The organism is Desulfocicer niacini (assembly GCF_054657595.1).
Window position 1 is genome coordinate 79,856 of sequence record NZ_BAAHYK010000015.1, and the last position, 19,113, is coordinate 98,968.

Sequence of the window (19,113 nt, forward strand, 5' to 3'; positions counted from 1 at the left end):
GGGATATCCTGTGACAGAAATCGGGTGGTCTGATGATTAATTATGATGATGAGCAAGGCTTAAAGGTTGCGGTGCAAGACCCATGGAAAATTATAAAATAGTTCTGTTTTTATGCAACTGGGGCCCCCACGGGGCGTTCCAGACCCTCCAGGAAGGTGGCTACAAAATTCCCGGAGAAATCAAGATGATACGTATCCCCTGCACAGGCCGGATCAGCAAGGCGTTGTTGTTCAAAGCCTTTGAGATGGGTGCCGACGGGGTGGCACTGGCGGGGTGTTCGCCGGGCACCTGCCGCTATGGCAGCGGGACGGACAATGCCATTAAAAACACCGAAGATACAAGGGAAATCATAGAGGTGCTGGGCCTTGGCAGGGAGCGACTGCGCCTTGCCACCTTTCTGCCCGATGATGTTGAACCTTTACAACAATTTCTGGCAAACTTTGTTTCTGACATTAAAATTATGGGAAAGAGCCCCATTGTCAAAGCTTCCCCCGGTGGAGATGCCCCGGAAAAAGCCTTTTCTGAATCCGGCATGGAACTCCTTGACATGGCCCCGCCCACCACCGGGGAGACCATCCGGAAGATCATTGAAAAACATGATGCCTTTGCCTGCCAGGATTGCGGCAAGTGCACCTCTTCCTGTCCCCTCGCCCTGTGCGGCAAAGAATTTTCACCCCGAACCCTGGTGAGAAGCCTCATCGCAGGGGAGATAGATTCCGGGAATGTGAAAAATAATATCTGGTCCTGTCTCACCTGCGGCACCTGCTATGAACGATGCCCCTCCGAGGTGAATTTCCCCCTCTTGATCCAGGATCTTAGAAGTGTGCTGTTCAACGGCAAGGAGAGCTACCAGACCCACGGCGGTTTTTTTCACTCCCTCATGCGCTCCATGGCAAGCCCGGGCCTTAAGCAGAAACGGTGGCAGGATCTTCCAGCCACCATTAAAACAAATCCCACAAGCACGACACTCTTTTACGGAGGGTGTGCCCCATATTTTGACCTGTTTTTCAGAAATCATCAGCAGGTCAAAAATACCCGGGCTCTCAACGATGCTCTGCGGTTGTTGAACTTTTTTGATGTCACCCCCCGCATTCTTGAAAATGAACGATGCTGCGGGCACGACCTTCTCTGGTCCGGAGACCGGGATAATTTCACTAAAATCGCACGGCTCAACGCCGATTATCTCAACTCCCTTGGAATTGAAAAGATGATCACCGCCTGCCCGGAATGCTACAAAACATTTGCCCAGACCTACAGGGAAAACGGCATAAAGCTCAACTTCAAGGTGATCCACCTTTACGAATTCCTGGATGCAGAACTGGAAAGGGGGGCCGTGACCATTGACACCCCCGATATCAACTTCACCTACCAGGATTCCTGCCGGTTAAACTCCATGGATGGGGTACGGGATCTGCCAAGAAAACTGATCCGGCGTTTCAGTAACGGCCATTTTGTGGAGATGCCCAACAACCGGAACACGGCGCTGTGCTGCGGTAACAGCGCCTGGATCGGGTGTGATGCCTTCAGCAAGGCCCTCCAGAAAAAACGCCTGACCCAGGGAAGAAACACCCAAAGTGATGTGATGCTCACCTCCTGCGGCAAGTGCAGGATTCACCTGGGGTGCGCCATGGAAGATCCCTTTGCCGGTGATAAACTGAAAATGGAGCTTGTGGATCTGACCAGCGTCATTTCCGAACACATTCGCTGGGAATAACTCAAGAAGCCAACAGCAGAGCCTCCAACGCCGACCCGGTCCGGGGCCGGATCGGACGATCCTTGGGGGCGGCATATTACCATGTTCATTATTCGTTGTGCCGACAGACCGGCATGACCGTTATATAAAAGGAAGCAGGATCAATGGAAATCAGTGCAGTAAACAGATCTTTTAATACAGCGGAGAGTGTGCCGGCCATTGGGGTGTATGTCTGCCAATGCGGCCTGAACATCGGAAAAACCGTGGATTGCAAGGGGGTGGCAGAAAAAGCAGCATTCCTTCCCGGGGTGGTACTGGCAAGGGATATCACCTATGCATGTTCAGAGCCTGGACAGATGGAAATCGTTGAAGATATAAAGGCCCACGGACTGAACCGGGTGGTGGTGGCCTCCTGTTCCCCGCGTCTCCACGAACCCACCTTTCGCAACATGATGAAGGAAGCAGGCCTGAATCCCTATCTCCTGGAGATGGCCAATATCCGAGAACAGTGCTCCTGGGTGCACATGGATCAGCCCGGTGCCGCCACCCAAAAGGCCATTGATCTTGTCACCATGGCCATCAACAGGGCAGCTCTTTTGGTGCCCCTGCAAGAAGAACGTATTCCCGTTGAAAAGAAAACCCTGGTCATCGGCGGCGGCATTGCCGGTATCCAGGCGGCCCTTGATCTGGCCGACAACGGTTATCAGGTGACCTTGGTGGAAAAAACAGGCTCCATCGGCGGCATGATGGCACGGCTGGACAAGACCTTTCCCACCATGGACTGCTCCATCTGAATCCTCGGTCCTAAGATGACGGATGCCGGTCGGCATCCCAATATTGAGCTTCACACCCTGGCTGAAGTCTCCGGGGTTTCAGGATACGTGGGTAACTTTGAGGTTGAGATAATAAAAAGGGCCAAGTACGTGGATGAAACCGCCTGCACCTCCTGCGGAGAATGCGCTGCAGCCTGCCCTGTTGTGTTCCCCGATGAATTCAACGAGGGACTTTCATCCAGGAAGGCCATCCACATCCCCTTTCCCCAGGCCGTTCCCTCGTCCTATCTCATCCGCATGGACGAATGCATGGGTCGTGGCTGTTCCAAATGCATGGAGGTCTGCGATAAAAACTGCATTGATTTTAATATGTCAGACAAGGTCATCAAAGAGAAGGTGGGCACCATTGTGGTGGCAACGGGCATGGAAACCTATGATCCCAAAGCCATGGATGAATACGGCTACACCCGGTTTGAAAATGTGGTGACAAGTGTTGAGTTTGAACGCCTTGTCAATGCCGGTGGTCCCACAAAGGGTGAACTTGTGCGTCCCCTGGACTGCAAAGTTCCCAAAAGTGTTGGGTTTGTCCAGTGCGTGGGCTCCCGTTCCCGCCGTCGTGGGGGCGAACACTGTTCCAACATCTGCTGCATGAACACAATAAAGAGCACCCTGATCCTGAAAGAGCATTATCCGGACATGGAGATCACCGTCTTCTACATGGATATCAGGGCCTTTGGAAAGGGGTTTGAAGATTTATACAATCGCAGCAGAAGGCTCGGGGTGAAATATCTCCGGGGTCTTCCCGGCTCGGTGGAGGAGCTGCCGGATGGGTCTTTACAGGTGGCTGTGGAGAACATGGCAACAGCCCGGGTGGATTTTCACGAGCTTGACATGCTGGTGCTGGCATTGGGAATCAATGCCGCCAAAGGCACCCAGCAGCTTCAGGAGATGTTGGGGCTTCAGCTCACTCCGGATGGATTTTATCTTGAGGCCCACCCCAAACTTCTGCCCGTGGATGCGGCCACAAGGGGGATCTTTTATGCCGGGTGTGCCGAAGGCCCCAAGGATATAAAAGAGAGCGTCACCCAGGGAACGGCTGCGGCTTCCCGGGCGGTGCGCCTCATGCACAAGGGTGAAATCGCCTCGGAACCCATCACCGCATCGGTTCTCTCAGAGCGTTGCACCTCCTGCGGCATCTGCGCCAGGGTCTGCCCCTACAACGCCATTGTGGTGGATGTGAAAAAGAAAACCCCGGCGCTTGTTAACACAGCGGCCTGCGCCGGTTGCGGCACCTGTGGGGCCGAATGCCGAAGCAACGCCATTGTTTTAAATCATTTTACCAATCAACAGATCAACGCCCAGACCGATGCCCTCCTGGAAAACAGGCCCGATGAAAAGATCGTGGTTTTTGCCTGCAACTGGTGCTCCTATGCCGGGGCTGATTTTGCCGGGGTATCAAGGCTCAGCTATCCTGCCAATGTAAGGCTCATCCGCACCATGTGTTCAGGAAGGGTGGACGAAAGCTTTATCTGGCGGGCCTTTGAAAACGGTGCGCCTGTGGTGCTGGTCAGCGGCTGTCACATTGGCGACTGTCACTACATTGATGCCAATAAATGGACGGTGAAACGGGTGGAACGCATCCATAAAAAAATGACAAAAATGGGTATTCGTCCCGAACGGCTGCAGCTCTCCTGGATCAGTGCCGCCGAGGGGGTAAGATTTGCAAAGGTGATGGCGGACATGGAAGCTATTCGAAAAAAAGTCACAGCAGAAGAGATCCGTGAGACCATTTCTGTTTTGTCTGAATCCTGAAAATCAAAAAATCAAATCAATATATGGGTTGGCTTTCCATATTTATGAATGGAAAGCCAACATACAGTAAAACCTCCATTTCGCCCTTTTGTTTATAACCACCTGAATTTATTAATCGCCAAATTAACATCAAACAAGAATACAGATGCTAATGTCTTATCAACTCTGACACTTACATAAACAAGCGAAAAGTAGTTTAACACGTAAAAAGGGCCAACAAATCATGCTTATTGCTTTAATATCAACACATTGCCGTGGCCCGGCCCTATCATAGTGCCATCATAAAGGCTCGTCATATTATGGCAGCCGAACTTTGATTTCACCGATATCCCATATCTCTGTGGGACCATACCCAGACAAGGTACTTAACTGCCGGAAACTGACATTACACCAATATTCTCCTTTATTATCTTTGGACAATACTGCAGTGCTCACGTAACGGAATTCCCCAGACTGAACCCACCAGTCTTTATCAACGATAACAAGATCCGTTATTTTAACACCCCTGTCTTCCAACAATCCTGCCATCTCTTTTTCCAGTTTTTTGCTTTTCATGTTTGCCTGTGGAAAGGGTCGGGGGCGTTCTTGCCAGATACGTTTTTTCTCAATCCAGGTTATATTTTCTTTTTCAAGGAGCTCTAAACGTTTGCTGAACCCGGATGCGCTATCAGGGGAAACCCTGCGCAAGTCATCAATCTGTTTTTTCTGATGCAGCAATTTCTTATCGGTAATTACAAAAAGTCCCTTCTCAGATTTTTCATTCCATTTTCTGTTTTCTTCAAATCGCTTTTCCCAACCTGACAGCATATTATCAATTGGCTGTAAACGATTCCTGTTATCTGCTTTTTTCTCATCCTCATAGACCTGCAAAGCAAAAAGCAATTTTTCTACTGCAATTTTCAGTTCATGGGGCTGATTGCCTTCGGGAACCTCGTTTTTTACATCTCCAAGTAGATTTTGGGCCTGAGCATACAGTTTTTCTTGCCTGTCCAGTTCTTGCGCATTGTATGATCCTGGGAATTGTAAACGAGACTGTGACGAGGCATCGATAAACGGAGTTATCTTTGGAAGCCACTTCTTGTTCAATTTATCCTCATCTTCCTTTGCCTGGACTGCTGCCTGCCTGATATCCTCTTCTTTTCCATGGGCTTTGCCGGTAAATGCCGTAAGCTTATCCTGCAAAATTTTGTGACGTTGAAAGGCTGAAGCAACATCTGGATGATCCGGATCGGCCTTATTATTTTTTACAACTATATCAAGCAAACCACCAGCAGTTTCAAGCTTACTATTGGCATTATAGATGTATGATTTAACCAGATTAAAATCTTTGTTTTGCAAACTATCTTCAGCTTTGGCAAACTCCTTTTCAGTAAAATCCATCTCTTTTTCAGCTTTTTTCAGGTTGTTTTGGGCACCGTGACTCAGCCCTTTTGATGCGGTAGATGATTTTGCCAAGGCTGATGCGCTGCCTTTTTTTGTTGTTTTAAGCCCGGATGAGGAGGCAGTGTTCCCCAATTTCTTATCCACTCTGGCCTTTAGGCGATCATACTTTGTCTGCAGAGATTTTAATGATCTATGGGCAGGATCTTGAGATTTCAGCTGGATAAGCACACCTTCTGCCTCCTGCAATATGCTCGCAGCCGCTTTTGTTTTTCCTTTGAAATACTGACTTTCTGCAGAACGAATTAACCTGTTCAGGTTTTTCGAAACATCATCTGACGATGAAGCAAACGCGGTAGTAGCCAAAAACAAAAACACCAAAACCGACAAAATTTTTTTCATAAGATACTCCACTATAAAGTTATGAGTCCATAAAAAGCATCTATCCTACTTCCTTCAATTTTAACATTCTTTCCATTGGCTGAGTTATTATCCATTTATATATTGTATTCGACTCTATTGTAAACCCCTATCCTCCCCAGGAGCGCTTTTTGTACCAATCTATCGGCTGGGTATATTTTTTGCAGCAATGCCTTCTGTGGGAATACCTAAACATTTTTATTACCAGATCTAAATATTTATTAGCAAATTCAAAAAATAGTTATCTATATTTCAGGAAATTCTCATCAAAGTAAATCCTTTCAAAAATAAAAAATGCGTATAAAAATATCACATTAATACTGCGGTTTTCTCGCGTTGCCAAAAATCATCCTATCATATATTTATACCAAACCTTAATGCGTAAATTTTCCATACATTATTACCCTGATATTGTGGAGGGATAATCACGCTAATCCACTATGAATGCAAAATCCATATGGTAATTGAATTTTTGGGCTGAGGCACCACATTATGTTGATGGAAAGAAACAGAAAATTTACCAAGAAATGTCATACCCACCCCGACATTTATCGGGAGATCATGGCCTATGAGATCAAAGAAATCCTTCTGATTTCAAGCCCCTATAACATGTTCAACATGGAAGAAGATGGCAGTCTTACATCCAAGATAATCAATGAATACAGCGGACTGAATCTGCGCTATCCCCCGGTGATCACCGGCGCTTCTTCAGCAGAACAAGCTCTTGAACTGCTTGCTGAAAAAAGATTTGACATGGTCCTTATCGTACCCCATTTGAAGGGAACGGACGTATTTTCTCTGGGTCGGGAAATCAAAATGATTCAGCCGGATCTGAAAGTCATTCTCCTTTCCCCAAGTATCCGTGCCCTCCCATCCCCCCACGATTGCCTGCAAGACAACGGCATTGACACCATCTTTATCTGGTCCGGCAACTCTGATCTTCTCATCACCCTGATCAAGAATGCCGAAGATCACATGAATGTGTACAACGACACGCTCCTGGCCAATGTAAGGGTGGTCATCCTGGTGGAGGATTGCCCGGAATACTACTCTTTTATGTTGCCCATCATTTATAAGGAAATCGTTACCCAAACCCAGGCACTTCTGGCAACCGACTTGAATGATAACAAAAAACTTCTGACCATGCGGGCAAGGCCCAAGCTTCTCCTGGCGAAAAATTACGAGCAGGCCCTGGGATTGTATGAACGTTACAAGGATTTTCTGCTGTGCGTCATCTCAGATACCCGCTTTCCCAGAAACGGCAAACTTGATCCGAAAGCCGGCATTAAATTCTTTTCCACCATCCGTAGCGAAATCCGGGGAATTCCGTTGCTCCTGATGAGTTCAGAAAGGGAAAACAGTAAAAAAGCAGAACAGATTCCCGCCCTGTTTCTGGACAAGAATCATCCAAATCTCCTCCAGGCAACCCGCATGTTTTTTTTAAAGCATCTGGGGTTCGGTAATTTTGTATTCTGTATGCCCAACGGCCGTAACATCGACATTGCAACCAACCTGATGCAGCTGGAAGCAAAACTACCCGGCATTCCGGATGAATCCATCATTTACCATGCCGACCGGGATCATTTTTCTTCCTGGCTCATGGCCCGTTCGGAAATCGCCCTTGCCTTAAAATTCAGAGCCTGCAAGAGCGATGATTTCAGCAATCCCGACGAACTGAGATCCTTCATTATCACCAATATCCACGCGTTGAGGAAATCTCAAAACAAGGGCATGGTGTCAACCTTTAACGAGCACTCTTTTGATTCAGAGGTAAAGTCATTTGTAAAAATCGGCCAGGGTTCCCTGGGGGGTAAAGGCCGGGGGCTGGCTTTCATGTCAGGGCTTCTGGAGCAAGAGACGCAACTGCATAAGAATCATCCTCAATTTATGATTCGAATCCCCCAGACCCTTGTCCTTTGTACCGATGTTTTTGAGGCGTTCATCACCCAGAATAAACTTGAGAATCTGGAAAATCAGAAACACCCGGTGGAAGAGGTGGTTAAGGTATTTCTCCATGCAGAATTACCGGCATGCTTGATTCGACAGCTCAAGGTATTTCTATCCCAGGTCAGGGTTCCCCTGGCGGTACGATCCTCCAGCCAGTTGGAAGATGCCCATTTTCAGCCCTATGCCGGTCTTTACAAGACGTATAAGATTCCCAACAATCATCCGGATTTGTCAATGCGCATCGTCCATCTGGCCAACGCCATCAAGCTTGTTTTCGCCTCAACTTATTACGATGATGCCAAGGCGTTTCACCGAAGCACTTCCAGCCATCCGTTCCATGATTCCATGGCGGTGATTGTCCAGGCCCTTGCCGGTCAACAATATGGAGATTATTTTTATCCTGCGGTATCAGGGGTGGCCCAATCCATTAATTATTATCCCTTTTCCCATATGAAATCGGAACATGGTATCGCCCACATTGCCCTGGGGCTTGGGAAAACCGTGGTGGACGGTGAAAAAAGCCTGCGTTTTTCCCCCGGCAACCCGAAAATCCTGCCACAATTTTCAATGGTGGAAGATATTTTAAAAAACGCCCAGACAACTTTTTATGCCTTGAAGACAAACCATTATGCCGATGAACTTAATTTCGGTCGGTATTCCAACCTTGAGAAACGTACTCTGGACGCGGCACTCAGCGATTACCCGGTGCAGGCATTATCCAGTACTTATGTTCCGGAAGAAAACCGCATCCGTGATACCTGGGGTGTGGCAGGCCCCAAACTATTGACCTTTGCCCGTATTCTGAAATATAATACCCCACCGCTTCCTGCGTTGCTCTGCGACCTTCTTGAGCTTGGCGGGAAAGTTTTTGGCGGTCCAGTGGAAATTGAATTCTCCATAAACCTTTATCCAGACCCGAAGGAACCCAGTGATTTCTATTTTCTACAGATACGTCCCATGGCAGATCACAACACCCAGCAGACACCACGTATCACCCAGCAGGACATGGATACTGCCGTCTGTCACTCTTCCACTGCCCTTGGGAACGGGATCATAAAAGACATTACTGACATCGTATATGTCATCCCAGAGTCTTTTTCCGTATCTGCAACCCCGGATATTGCCGAGGAAATAGGTAAGATCAATTCCGGACTGGTGGAAGCACAACGGCGGTACCTGCTCATTGGACCCGGGCGCTGGGGGGGCTCTGACAGGTGGCTTGGCATACCGGTTAAATGGCATCATATCTCCGGTATCGGTGCTGTCATAGAACTGAAAAACCAGCAACTCAATGCAGACCCCTCACAGGGTTCGCATTTTTTTCACAATATCACATCCCTTAACATTCCCTATATTACGGTGAATGAACTCAACAGGGGTGCCCAGAAATCCAATAAGGATTTCATTGACTGGGAATGGCTCAACACATGTGAATCGGTTTGCGAAACCCGATACTTACGCCATGTAAGGTTATCAATCCCCATGGTTATTAAACTGGACGGGAAAAAATCCAGATGCGTCATTCTCACTCCATGAAAACGAAACCAGAGGCTGGCAGTTGATACTGTTATTGCCAGAACACAGAACCCATTGACTTGGACAGACAATCGCCTGCACCGGTCATCATTATTAAACCTCATCAGGAGACACTACATGTCAGATGTTTTAAACATTATTATGGAAAAAGATCCCCACGAAAAGGAATTTCACCAAGCGGTTATTGAGGTTATGGAAACCATTGGGCCAGTGCTTGACCGTAACCCGGAATATCGCCAGCTCAAAATCATGGAACGCATGGTGGAACCGGAACGAACATTGATATTCCGGGTGCCATGGATGGATGACACAGGTGAAATTCATGTAAACCGTGGTTTCCGGATTGAAATGAACAGTGCCATTGGTCCTTACAAAGGAGGACTTCGGTTTCATCCCTCGGTGAATTTAAGCATTTTAAAATTCCTGGCCTTTGAGCAGGTCTTTAAAAATGCACTGACCACCCTGCCCATGGGCGGTGGAAAAGGAGGGTCAGACTTCGACCCCAAGGGAAAGTCAGACAATGAGGTCATGCGGTTCTGTCAGAGTTTCATGTCTGAACTTTTCCGTCACATCGGCTCGAACACCGATGTTCCGGCAGGGGATATCGGCGTGGGTGCCAGGGAAATCGGTTTCATGTTCGGCATGTATAAAAAACTTCGCAACGAATTTTCCGGAGTTCTCACAGGAAAAAGCCTTGCCTGGGGCGGCAGCCTTATCAGGCCCGAAGCCACTGGATACGGCTGTGTCTACTTTGCCGGGGAAATGCTGGCCACCCGGGGAGAGACCCTGAAAGGCAAAACCTGTCTGGTCTCAGGAGCCGGAAACGTTGCCCAGTATACGGTGGAGAAAATTCTGGACATGGGTGGAAATGTCGTGACCATGTCAGATTCCGAAGGATATATCTATGATGAACAGGGCATAGACAGAAAAAAACTAAGTTTTATCATGCGCCTTAAAAATGTCCAGCGTGGTCGGATCAAAGCCTATGTTGATGAATACCCCGAAGCGGTTTATACCCAGCGGGACGGCTCTCAGGATATGAATCCCTTGTGGGACCACAAGGCTGACTGTGCCTTTCCCAGCGCCACCCAGAACGAAATCAATGCCAAGGATGCCGCCAATCTCATCCGCAACGGGGTAACCCTCGTGGCAGAGGGTGCAAATATGCCGTCCACGCCGGCGGCCATTGATATCTTTCTTGACAACCAGATCCTTTATGCCCCGGGTAAAGCGTCCAATGCAGGCGGGGTTGCCGTTTCCGGTCTGGAAATGTCACAAAACGGCATGCGCCTTAACTGGCCAAGAAAGGAAGTGGATACCCGTCTCCAGGGGATCATGAAAAGTATCCATCACTCCTGCATAGATGCCGCAGAAGAATACGGCAAGCCCGGCAATTATTTTGCCGGTGCCAACATTGCAGGTTTTGTCAAAGTGGTAAATGCCATGCTGGACCAGGGGCTGGTATAAAAAATCCTTAGCAATGGGGGGCAGACTTGCGTTAATATTAATAACCCAAGTCTGGCCCCGTTTGTCTAAAAATCAGATTCTGAAAACAATATGATGATGCCTGGAAAACAGGAATGCGTCGTGGAAAATATTCGGGATAAAAATGATAAAAAACATACAAAAACATCCGCTGTCCCCAGACAGTGTATCCGGGTCTATTCAACAGATTCCCAAACATCAGGACATGGATAACAGCCCTGAAGCCAGATTCATAAAACAGGCCCATGAGTTAAACGAAAGAATTAAGGAAATCAACTGCCTGTACGGCATCTCCAAAATAGTTGAACAGGATGATATTTCCCTGGAAGAAATCTATCAAAAGGTGATGACGATTATCCCCTGCTCCTGGCAATACCCGGAAATCACCTGTGCGCGGTGTATTATCCAGGGAAAGGTTTATCAGACAGATAATTACCAAGATACCTGCTGGAAACAATCTGCAGATATTATTGCCTACCGTGAAGTCATTGGTGTTATCAGTGTCTGCTATCTGGAAAAGATGCCCGACAGCCACGAGGGTGCATTTTTAAAAGAAGAACGTTCCCTTCTCAATGCCATTGCCGAACGACTGGGGCGTACCAGTGAGCAGAAACATGCGGAAAAAGCACTATTTGAGAGCGAACAGCAGCTTAAAAACCAGAATCAGCTCCTTAAGGAGAAAAACATTGCTCTCCGGGAAATCATGAATCAGGTTATAATGGAAAAAAAGAATCTCGAAGAGCGGGTCATGGACAACGTGGATCAGTTCATCCTTCCTCTTCTGGACAAACTAAAAAACAACGGTTCCCAGATTGACATCGGATATATTACCCTGCTGGAGGATACGCTGACGCAATTGACATCAGACTTTGGAAGTAACATGGTTCGGCGAATGCCCAGGCTCACGCCCCGGGAAAATGAAATTTGTAACATGATACGTTCAGGTCTAAGTTCCAAGGAGATTGCCAAATTGCTTAATATCTCCCACCGAAGCGTTGAAACTTACCGGAACTACATCCGTAAAAAACTGGGCATTATCAATCAAAAGGTTAATCTTGCCACCTTTCTTTCAAGGTTACAACAAGGCAGTCTTCCGGGATAAAAGCCCATACCCATGAAATATCACCCCGGACCGAAGACCTTTGATACCTTATGATCGCTGATAATTTAGGTCTGCCGATGTTCCGGCCTGCCAAATCATATCCTTTGATTTCTTATGATTGCTGATAATCCCTGCCAAACTGCTCAAGTCTGGGCGCTAATAGCTCAAACTCATCCTTTCCAACCTGGGACATACACACCCGCATGCCTTCATGTTCACTTCCCGTTCCGGAAAGGGCAATGGCACTGATGCCGTAGTATAAAAGTCTTTCCACAAGTTCCGCCCCTGTCATGCCGGGAAAGGACACTGTGAAATAAAAACCATCGCCAAGGACTTCTTCCAGGTCCATACTGTAGACAATTTCAAAGCCCGCCTTTTTAAACAAGGCTTTAATGGCAATGGCCCTTTGGCCATACACTTTGACACCTTCCACAAAATTAAATTCACCGTCATTTGCTGCCTTTAACATGGCGGCAAGACCATACTGGGCGGAATGGGAAGTGCCTGATGAAAAGGAATAAAGAATTTTGTAAATCAAGGTGTATCCGAATTTGTCAGACCCAAATCTTTCTTTCAAACATGGATACTGCCGGGCATAAACATCCGGGGAGATGGCAAGCAGTCCCACCCGCTGTCCGGCGTAGCTGAAGGCCTTGGAGCTTGAAATAAGAAGAATATAATTTTTGGTATACTTTGCAATGGTGGCTTGAAAAGGAGCTTTCCCGGGCATGGAAAGGTCTTTTCTGAAATCCATGGCAAAGTAGGCCAGATCTTCAATCACGATGGCATCATATTTATCTGCCACCTTTGCAATGGTTTTAAGTTCATCGTCGTTAAAGCATATCCAGGAAGGGTTGTTGGGGTTGGAGTATATGATCCCGGCAATATTGCCCTTGGAAAGATAGGATTCAAGCTTTGCCTCAAGCCTGTCTCCTCTGTGGTTATAGACATCAAAGGCCTCATACTTCTGGCCTAATACATTCAACTGCTGTTTTTGAACAGGAAAGCCCGGATCAAGAAAAAGGATGGTATTCTTTTGGGCATCCATATTTCCAAGGATCATGAAGCTTGCATAGCCTCCTTGCATGGAGCCAACGGTGGGGATACAGCACGCTTCCGGCACATCCACATCCATGAACATCTTTATGAATCTGGAGGCTTCTTTTTTAAGGGGTAAAATTCCTTCAAGCATGGGATATTTCGCGGCAACCCCACTTCTCAAGGCCTCTATTTCACCGTTAATACCGACTTCCGGGGGCGCAAGCCCTGGAACCCCCATCTCCATTCGAATGAATTTCTCACCGGATGCCTGCTGAATCTCATTGGCAATTTTAACAATTTCACGGATGGTTCCATTACCAATGGATGGAATACCCGAGGCTTCTATTTTTTTTTTCACCACCTCAAAATCAACGGGAGTCTTCTGGTTTTTAAAATCCGTTATCATAACGACTATGACCCTTTCAATTATAATTAAAACGCAATATTTTTTTGATTATAAATATAATCAAAAATACAATCAAATTAAGTATAAAAGCCCTGGGCCCATTTGTCCAATGAATAATTTACATACATTTCATGACACCCTTCATATCACATCAAAAGGACTTTACGCTTTTCAGGGTAGAGCACCACAAGATGACCATTCACCCCATGAAAGTGCAAAGTGGAAATGAAGGATGCCCATTTCATAATAGTTTTTCGATCTTCCCCTGCATAGGGTACCTGGCCAGACCTCAAGACTCTTGCATAGTAGAACATATAAGCCTATGATGTAATTGAAATTCAAAAGCAATATATGTAAACATTCCGTCAGCACCCCATATTCACATGTTTTGGCCTGTCACTACGCAATCCCAGGCAAATATGGAGCTCTGCCCAAACATTTACAATGCCAACCCGAATATTTACCAGATATTTATTATAAATCAGAGGTGACAAGTGCGGATATTTAAACGTGCCATTTTAACCCATGGCGGAGCTGGTTCTAACCCACAAAATTCCGACGGACCGCTTTCTGCGGCAAACGTAGGGATGGATCTAATGAAAAATGGTGAAGCCCCTTTAAGTGCAGTGGTTCGTGCTGTACGATACTTAGAAATTGATCCCCGGTTTAATGCCGGTTGCGGATCGAAACTCAGGGCTGATGGCTGTACAATACAAATGGATGCATCCTGCATGACGAGCAACGGAAAATTTGGTGCAGTCGCCTGTATTGAAGGTATTCAAAATCCCATTGAATTAGCCCAGGGAGTATTGCTTCATTCTCCCCATATCCTCTTGATGGGAAACGGTGCCCGGTTGTTTGCAAAAGAACATAATATATCTATGATACCTTATTGCAATTCTTCTCAAAGCAATTCAAACGCCCCTTCTTGCGATACGGTGGGGGCGGTGGCTTTTGATGGGACAACCTTTGCTGCCGCTTTGAGTTCCGGGGGACTTGAAAAAGCAGGCATTGGCCGGGTGGGTGACGTACCTCTTCCAGGATGCGGCCTGTTCTGCGGCCCCGCAGGAGCGGTCGCCTGCACAGGAGATGGTGAATTTATTGCTCGCAAAATACTGGCAAAAGAAGTCTACACCTGGCTGGAAAAAAAGATGTCCCCAACCGAAGCAGCACAAAAGGCCATGAGTTTGTTTGACGATTCGGTTGATGTCGGACTCATTATTTTAACCAAATCCGAATTTGCATCAAACGCCCGTAACGGAATGGCTTGGTCACAACTTACGGAGATAAAATAATCATGGCAGAAAATGATTTTTTTCTGGGACGTCTTATTGCAATAGGCGGGAATGAAGACAAGGTTAATGAGTTGGTTGTACTTAAACGAGTTGTACGAGAAGTGGGAAAGGCCGACTACAAGATCGGTGTTATCACCACCGCAAGTGAAGAACCTGAGCAGCGGGGGCAGGACTATCATCAGGTATTTACCACCCTTGGTGCATCGAAAATAGTGATATTAACTATTCAAACAAGGGCTCAAGCAAACGATACGGCACTGGCCAAAAGTCTCGAAGATGTCGATTTGATTTTTCTCACCGGTGGTGACCAGTTACGATTAACAACCATTCTGGGCGGATCAAAAGTACTTACCGCAATTCAAAACCGACTTGAATTAGGGGCACTTATCGCTGGTACCAGTGCAGGAGCTGCGGTATTCTCCGATACCATGATTTATGAAGGCGAAAGCGAAGAGGGCTTATTCAAAGGAAGAGTCCTTACAACATCCGGATTTGGTTTTGTGAAGAATATCATTTTTGACACCCATTTTATGGCAAGGGGACGTATCGGACGACTGGTTCAGATTATTACAACGAATCCGACCTGTATTGGTGTCGGTATTGGAGAAGATTCCGGTGTTGTCCTCAAGGGAGATGGAACCGTCGAGGTTATTGGTACAGGGCAGGTCATCATTGTTGACGGCAGTGATATTGCCCATTCCAACATAATGGACATAAAACCGGGTGAACCGATTGCCGTAGAAAATGTGCGAATCCATTCATTGGTTAATGGATACGGGTACAATTTCAATAAACGACAGTTTTTAATACCATCCGTATAACATATATGGCAGTTAGCATCTTGCCACAATGAAGCTTGAAACTCCAATCATTTCAAATATATGCGTGGAGTTTTATATAAAAATATCGGAGAAGACAGATGATTGAAATAAAAGAATTAAGAGCTTTGCGGGGTCCCAATCGATATACCCGGCATTCAGCCATATTCATGGTTTTAGATATTAAGGACTATGAGAGCCGCCCTTCAGATCAAATCCTAGGGTTTTCAGATCGATTGGTATCACTTATGCCAACCCTTCAAGCCCACGAATGCTCAATAGGGAAACCCGGTGGATTTATTCAGAGACTTCAAAAAGGAACTTGGGCCGGGCATATCATTGAGCATATTGCCATTGAACTGCAATGTCTGGCTGGAATGGAAGTGGGGTACGGAAAAACCCTTGGCACATCACAAAAGGGAATTTATATTGTAGTCTTCCGCTATCTAATAGAATCTGCTGGATTAAAAGCAGCCGAAGAGGCTGTCTCTATATTCGAGGCCCTGGCCCGTTCAAAGCCTTTCGATGTCAGCCAGCTGGTATCCGATCTGAAAGTCCTACGCGAAGAAGATATGATGGGACCCACTACCTGGAGTATTGTCAAGGAAGCAAAATTAAGAGACATTCCTTTTATCCGGTTAAATACAGCCAGCTACATCCAATTGGGATACGGGGCTCACCAAAAACGAATTCAGGCATCTATTACCGGCAATACTTCCGCAATTGCCGTAGAGATTGCCGATGAAAAAACAAGAGTAAAGAAACATTTAAAAAAAGCCGGAATTCCTGTTCCAAACGGCACAATAGTTTCAACCCAGCAAGAGGCCATAGCGGCTTTCCATGAAATCGGCACAGCGGTTGTTATCAAACCGGATGTAGGGAACCACGGCAACGGCTCTACAATCAATATTACTGATTTGGATCAATTAAAAAAGGCATTTCAAGCAGCCCTTGCTTTTTATCCTGATGTGATTGTTGAAGAATACGTTCATGGCGGTGATTTTCGTCTTTTAGTCATAGATGGAAAGTTCATTGCAGCAGCCAAGCGAGAGCCCGCTCATATTGTTGGCGATGGAAATGCTTCAATCAAAGCTCTCATTCAAAAAGTTAATTCAGATCCCCTTCGGGGGTTTGGACATGAAAAAGTGCTGACACAAATAGAAATTGATGAAATGACCGAGAGACTTTTGTCTCTTAGAGGACTTTCTCTCGAGTCCATCCCAATGGACGGTGAGAAGGTATACCTGAAAGCCACAGCCAATCTCAGCCAGGGGGGTACTGCCACAGATGTTACCGATGAGGTAAATCCTGATATCCGCCTGATGGCCGAACGGGCAGCCCAGATTATCGGACTGGATTGCGCGGGAGTGGACGCTTTAGCTGTTGATATATCTCTTCCCCTCGGCCCATCCGGCATAAAAGTGGTTGAAATAAATGCTGCACCTGGATTCAGAATGCATTTGGAACCAACCCACGGTCAGCCCAGGAATGTCGCAGCACCGTTGGTGGATATGCTTTTTCCGAAGGGCTATGTCCAGATCCCTGTTTTGGCTGTGACGGGAACCAATGGTAAAACAACCACCAGTAAAATGATTGCCCATACATTGAAGTATTCCGGAAAAATCGTAGGCCTGGCCTGTACAACCGGTATTGCGATTGACGGCAAACCTATCCTGAAAGGAGACTACAGTGGTCCGGAAGGCGCCGGGATTGTTTTGAGGGAACCCACGGTGGACCACATTGTATTGGAAGTTGCCCGTGGGGGCATCGCCAGACGAGGCCTTGGTGTTAATGAAGTTGATATAGGGGTGCTCTTAAATGTTGGAGAGGACCATCTGGGTACGGACTGGATCGAATCCCAGGAAGATCTTTGCATGGTAAAGTCCACAGTGGTAGAAGTCGTTAAAAAAACAGGGACGTCGGTTTTAAATGCAGATGACAGCATGACCATGGGCATATTAAAGCGTGCCAGAGGAAACATCATTCTATTTTCTTTAGATCCAGATAATCCAAGGCTGAATGAGCATACAAAAGAAGGGGGGACCGTTGTTACGGTGAATAACCGAAATGCCATCATAAGAAAAAAAGAATTGGATATCATTGTCTGCGCCCTTGAAGAAATTCCCATTACGTTTGGCGGAATTATTGACTTTAACATCGCCAATGCCCTGGCTGCCATAGGTGCCCTTCACGGCCTGAACCTACCCCTTGAACAAATTCGAAATGGGATTATGACGTTTTATCCTTCGGTGAACCAGAATCCCGGTCGTATGAATTTATTTGATTTCCAAAAATATAAGGTCCTTGTGGATTATGGTCATAATCCGGAATCAGCACGTGCCTTGGCAAAATTATTACCCCGGCTCTCCCAGGGACGAAAGATTGCTTTATGCCACGGAACCGGCAGCCGCACCGATGAACAAATCATTGAATTTGGTAAAGCCCTGGCTCTGGTATACGATTATATAATGCTGACTGATTTTGATCCCCGTAACAGGCCCATGGGTGAAACCCCGAAGTTGGTTTATAAAGGTCTTATTGAAGGAGGATTCCGGGAGGAAAGCATTGAAATTGTAGATAGACCTGAGAAAGCGGTAGATTATATTTTTTCAAAAGCCAAAGAAGGAGATCTACTGGTCATTCAGCCCGATGAACTTGAGCCTGTATTGAGTCAAATCATGGAACGCTACCTGCATCTTCTGAACCCGGTATCTTTGTAAGTTATGAGGTTTGAATCATTTTCCGGTGGACAATCATGTTGGGTCAACATATGAAATTAATGAAAGGAGGCGGTATGACAACAGACAAGAAATCCATCGATATGGGACAATTGCTGGCTGAAGCTGAAGAACTTATCTCAGAAATCAATGCCGGTGTTATCAAGGAAATGGAGGAGGAACATCGCCTGCAATTTGAGCTATACGCACAGAAGCTTAAAGAAATAAAAGCCAATATACAGGCTACGGGCGACGAAAAAGAAACCCCGGGTACAAGTTCACTTGGTGAAGGGATGCATGAGGGAATTTTGGATATAATTAAATCAATGCAGGAGCTGACAACATATCTCAGCTGACAAAAAATCGATGGAACAAAAAAAGGGCGGTTAACCGCCCTGATATCGATAAATTTGGCGTCCCCAAGGGGATTCGAACCCCTGTCGCCGGCGTGAAAGGCCGGTGTCCTGGACCGGGCTAGACGATGGGGACAAATTTATTTTTTCTGATTTTGGATGGTGGCGGGAGCGACCGGACTCGAACCGGCGACCTCCTGCGTGACAGGCAGGCGTTCTAACCAAACTGAACTACGCCCCCGCAACCTTATCTTGTGTGTGGTGCCCAGGAACAGAATCGAACTGCTGACACGGGGATTTTCAGTCCCCTGCTCTACCGACTGAGCTACCTGGGC

At 46.7% G+C, this 19,113-nt stretch carries 12 protein-coding genes and 3 tRNA genes; 10 read left to right on the forward strand and 5 right to left on the reverse strand.

The annotated features are described in order from the left end of the window. Nucleotides 1-82: 82 nt before the first annotated feature. The 3 genes from ACYQ2M_RS09960 (at nucleotide 83) to ACYQ2M_RS09965 (ending at nucleotide 4,278) form a co-directional block, all read left to right on the forward strand. Nucleotides 83-1,714 (forward strand): hydrogenase iron-sulfur subunit, encoded by a 1,632-nt coding sequence (locus tag ACYQ2M_RS09960; protein ID WP_459916186.1) that lies wholly within the window; start codon nucleotides 83-85, stop codon nucleotides 1,712-1,714. Between the two features lie 143 nt (nucleotides 1,715-1,857). Continuing rightward, nucleotides 1,858-2,487 (forward strand): FAD-dependent oxidoreductase, encoded by a 630-nt coding sequence (locus ACYQ2M_RS25625; RefSeq protein WP_487247202.1) that lies wholly within the window; start codon nucleotides 1,858-1,860, stop codon nucleotides 2,485-2,487. Nucleotides 2,488-2,502: 15 nt separating this feature from the next. Beyond that, a complete protein-coding gene (locus ACYQ2M_RS09965; protein WP_487247203.1) occupies nucleotides 2,503-4,278 on the forward strand; it encodes a hydrogenase iron-sulfur subunit in 1,776 nt (591 codons plus the stop codon). Nucleotides 4,279-4,575: 297 nt separating this feature from the next. Here the strand turns inward: ACYQ2M_RS09965 and ACYQ2M_RS09970 are convergent, their stop codons facing one another. Then, entirely contained in the window at nucleotides 4,576-6,060 is a 1,485-nt protein-coding gene (locus ACYQ2M_RS09970; RefSeq protein WP_459916188.1) for a lipid-binding SYLF domain-containing protein, read from the reverse strand. A 510-nt stretch (nucleotides 6,061-6,570) separates the two neighbouring features. On the opposite strand from ACYQ2M_RS09970, the gene ACYQ2M_RS09975 reads away from it, so the two are divergent. The 3 genes from ACYQ2M_RS09975 (at nucleotide 6,571) to ACYQ2M_RS09985 (ending at nucleotide 12,148) form a co-directional block, all read left to right on the forward strand. Beyond that, nucleotides 6,571-9,561 carry a PEP/pyruvate-binding domain-containing protein gene (locus ACYQ2M_RS09975; RefSeq protein WP_459916189.1) on the forward strand — a complete coding sequence of 997 codons (2,991 nt, stop codon included), beginning with the start codon at nucleotides 6,571-6,573 and terminating at the stop codon, nucleotides 9,559-9,561. A 117-nt stretch (nucleotides 9,562-9,678) separates the two neighbouring features. Beyond that, nucleotides 9,679-11,028, forward strand: a complete 1,350-nt coding sequence (gene gdhA, locus ACYQ2M_RS09980) for an NADP-specific glutamate dehydrogenase (protein WP_459916190.1) — start codon at nucleotides 9,679-9,681, stop codon at nucleotides 11,026-11,028. A 142-nt stretch (nucleotides 11,029-11,170) separates the two neighbouring features. Then, entirely contained in the window at nucleotides 11,171-12,148 is a 978-nt protein-coding gene (locus ACYQ2M_RS09985; RefSeq protein ID WP_459916191.1) for a helix-turn-helix transcriptional regulator, read from the forward strand. 112 nt (nucleotides 12,149-12,260) lie between these two features. Here the strand turns inward: ACYQ2M_RS09985 and ACYQ2M_RS09990 are convergent, their stop codons facing one another. Beyond that, a complete protein-coding gene (locus ACYQ2M_RS09990) occupies nucleotides 12,261-13,595 on the reverse strand; it encodes an aminotransferase class I/II-fold pyridoxal phosphate-dependent enzyme (RefSeq protein ID WP_459916192.1) in 1,335 nt (444 codons plus the stop codon). 494 nt (nucleotides 13,596-14,089) lie between these two features. Between ACYQ2M_RS09990 and ACYQ2M_RS09995 the strand changes: the two genes are divergently transcribed. From ACYQ2M_RS09995 to ACYQ2M_RS10010, 4 genes are all read left to right on the forward strand, one after another. Beyond that, on the forward strand, nucleotides 14,090-14,890 hold the full coding sequence (locus tag ACYQ2M_RS09995; protein WP_459916193.1) for an isoaspartyl peptidase/L-asparaginase: 801 nt from the start codon (nucleotides 14,090-14,092) through the stop codon (nucleotides 14,888-14,890). Nucleotides 14,891-14,892: 2 nt separating this feature from the next. After that, the gene (locus tag ACYQ2M_RS10000; protein WP_459916194.1) at nucleotides 14,893-15,711 is read left to right on the forward strand and encodes a cyanophycinase; all 819 of its coding nucleotides are present in this window, start codon (nucleotides 14,893-14,895) and stop codon (nucleotides 15,709-15,711) included. Nucleotides 15,712-15,809: 98 nt separating this feature from the next. Continuing rightward, on the forward strand, nucleotides 15,810-18,428 hold the full coding sequence (cphA, locus tag ACYQ2M_RS10005) for a cyanophycin synthetase (protein ID WP_459916195.1): 2,619 nt from the start codon (nucleotides 15,810-15,812) through the stop codon (nucleotides 18,426-18,428). Nucleotides 18,429-18,502: 74 nt separating this feature from the next. After that, nucleotides 18,503-18,781, forward strand: coding sequence for a hypothetical protein (locus ACYQ2M_RS10010; protein ID WP_459916196.1), 279 nt, complete (start codon nucleotides 18,503-18,505; stop codon nucleotides 18,779-18,781). Between the two features lie 55 nt (nucleotides 18,782-18,836). Here ACYQ2M_RS10010 and ACYQ2M_RS10015 read toward each other — a convergent pair. From ACYQ2M_RS10015 to ACYQ2M_RS10025, 3 genes are all read right to left on the reverse strand, one after another. Continuing rightward, nucleotides 18,837-18,914 (reverse strand) — tRNA-Glu (locus ACYQ2M_RS10015). 27 nt (nucleotides 18,915-18,941) lie between these two features. Further along, nucleotides 18,942-19,019: transfer RNA gene (locus ACYQ2M_RS10020), tRNA-Asp, on the reverse strand. An 18-nt stretch (nucleotides 19,020-19,037) separates the two neighbouring features. Next, nucleotides 19,038-19,113, reverse strand: a tRNA-Phe gene (locus ACYQ2M_RS10025).

What these genes read in the sequence shown, in the direction of transcription:
- gdhA (WP_459916190.1), top strand. Translation starts at nt 9,679, where the DNA reads ATGTCAGATGTTTTAAACATTATTATGGAAAAAGATCCCCACGAAAAG.
- ACYQ2M_RS09975 (WP_459916189.1), top strand. Translation starts at nt 6,571, where the DNA reads ATGTTGATGGAAAGAAACAGAAAATTTACCAAGAAATGTCATACCCAC.
- ACYQ2M_RS09965 (WP_487247203.1), top strand. Translation starts at nt 2,503, where the DNA reads ATGACGGATGCCGGTCGGCATCCCAATATTGAGCTTCACACCCTGGCT.
- ACYQ2M_RS09990 (WP_459916192.1), bottom strand. Translation starts at nt 13,595, where the DNA reads ATGATAACGGATTTTAAAAACCAGAAGACTCCCGTTGATTTTGAGGTG.
- ACYQ2M_RS25625 (WP_487247202.1), top strand. Translation starts at nt 1,858, where the DNA reads ATGGAAATCAGTGCAGTAAACAGATCTTTTAATACAGCGGAGAGTGTG.
- ACYQ2M_RS09985 (WP_459916191.1), top strand. Translation starts at nt 11,171, where the DNA reads ATGATAAAAAACATACAAAAACATCCGCTGTCCCCAGACAGTGTATCC.
- ACYQ2M_RS10010 (WP_459916196.1), top strand. Translation starts at nt 18,503, where the DNA reads ATGACAACAGACAAGAAATCCATCGATATGGGACAATTGCTGGCTGAA.
- ACYQ2M_RS09970 (WP_459916188.1), bottom strand. Translation starts at nt 6,060, where the DNA reads ATGAAAAAAATTTTGTCGGTTTTGGTGTTTTTGTTTTTGGCTACTACC.
- ACYQ2M_RS09960 (WP_459916186.1), top strand. Translation starts at nt 83, where the DNA reads ATGGAAAATTATAAAATAGTTCTGTTTTTATGCAACTGGGGCCCCCAC.
- ACYQ2M_RS10000 (WP_459916194.1), top strand. Translation starts at nt 14,893, where the DNA reads ATGGCAGAAAATGATTTTTTTCTGGGACGTCTTATTGCAATAGGCGGG.
- cphA (WP_459916195.1), top strand. Translation starts at nt 15,810, where the DNA reads ATGATTGAAATAAAAGAATTAAGAGCTTTGCGGGGTCCCAATCGATAT.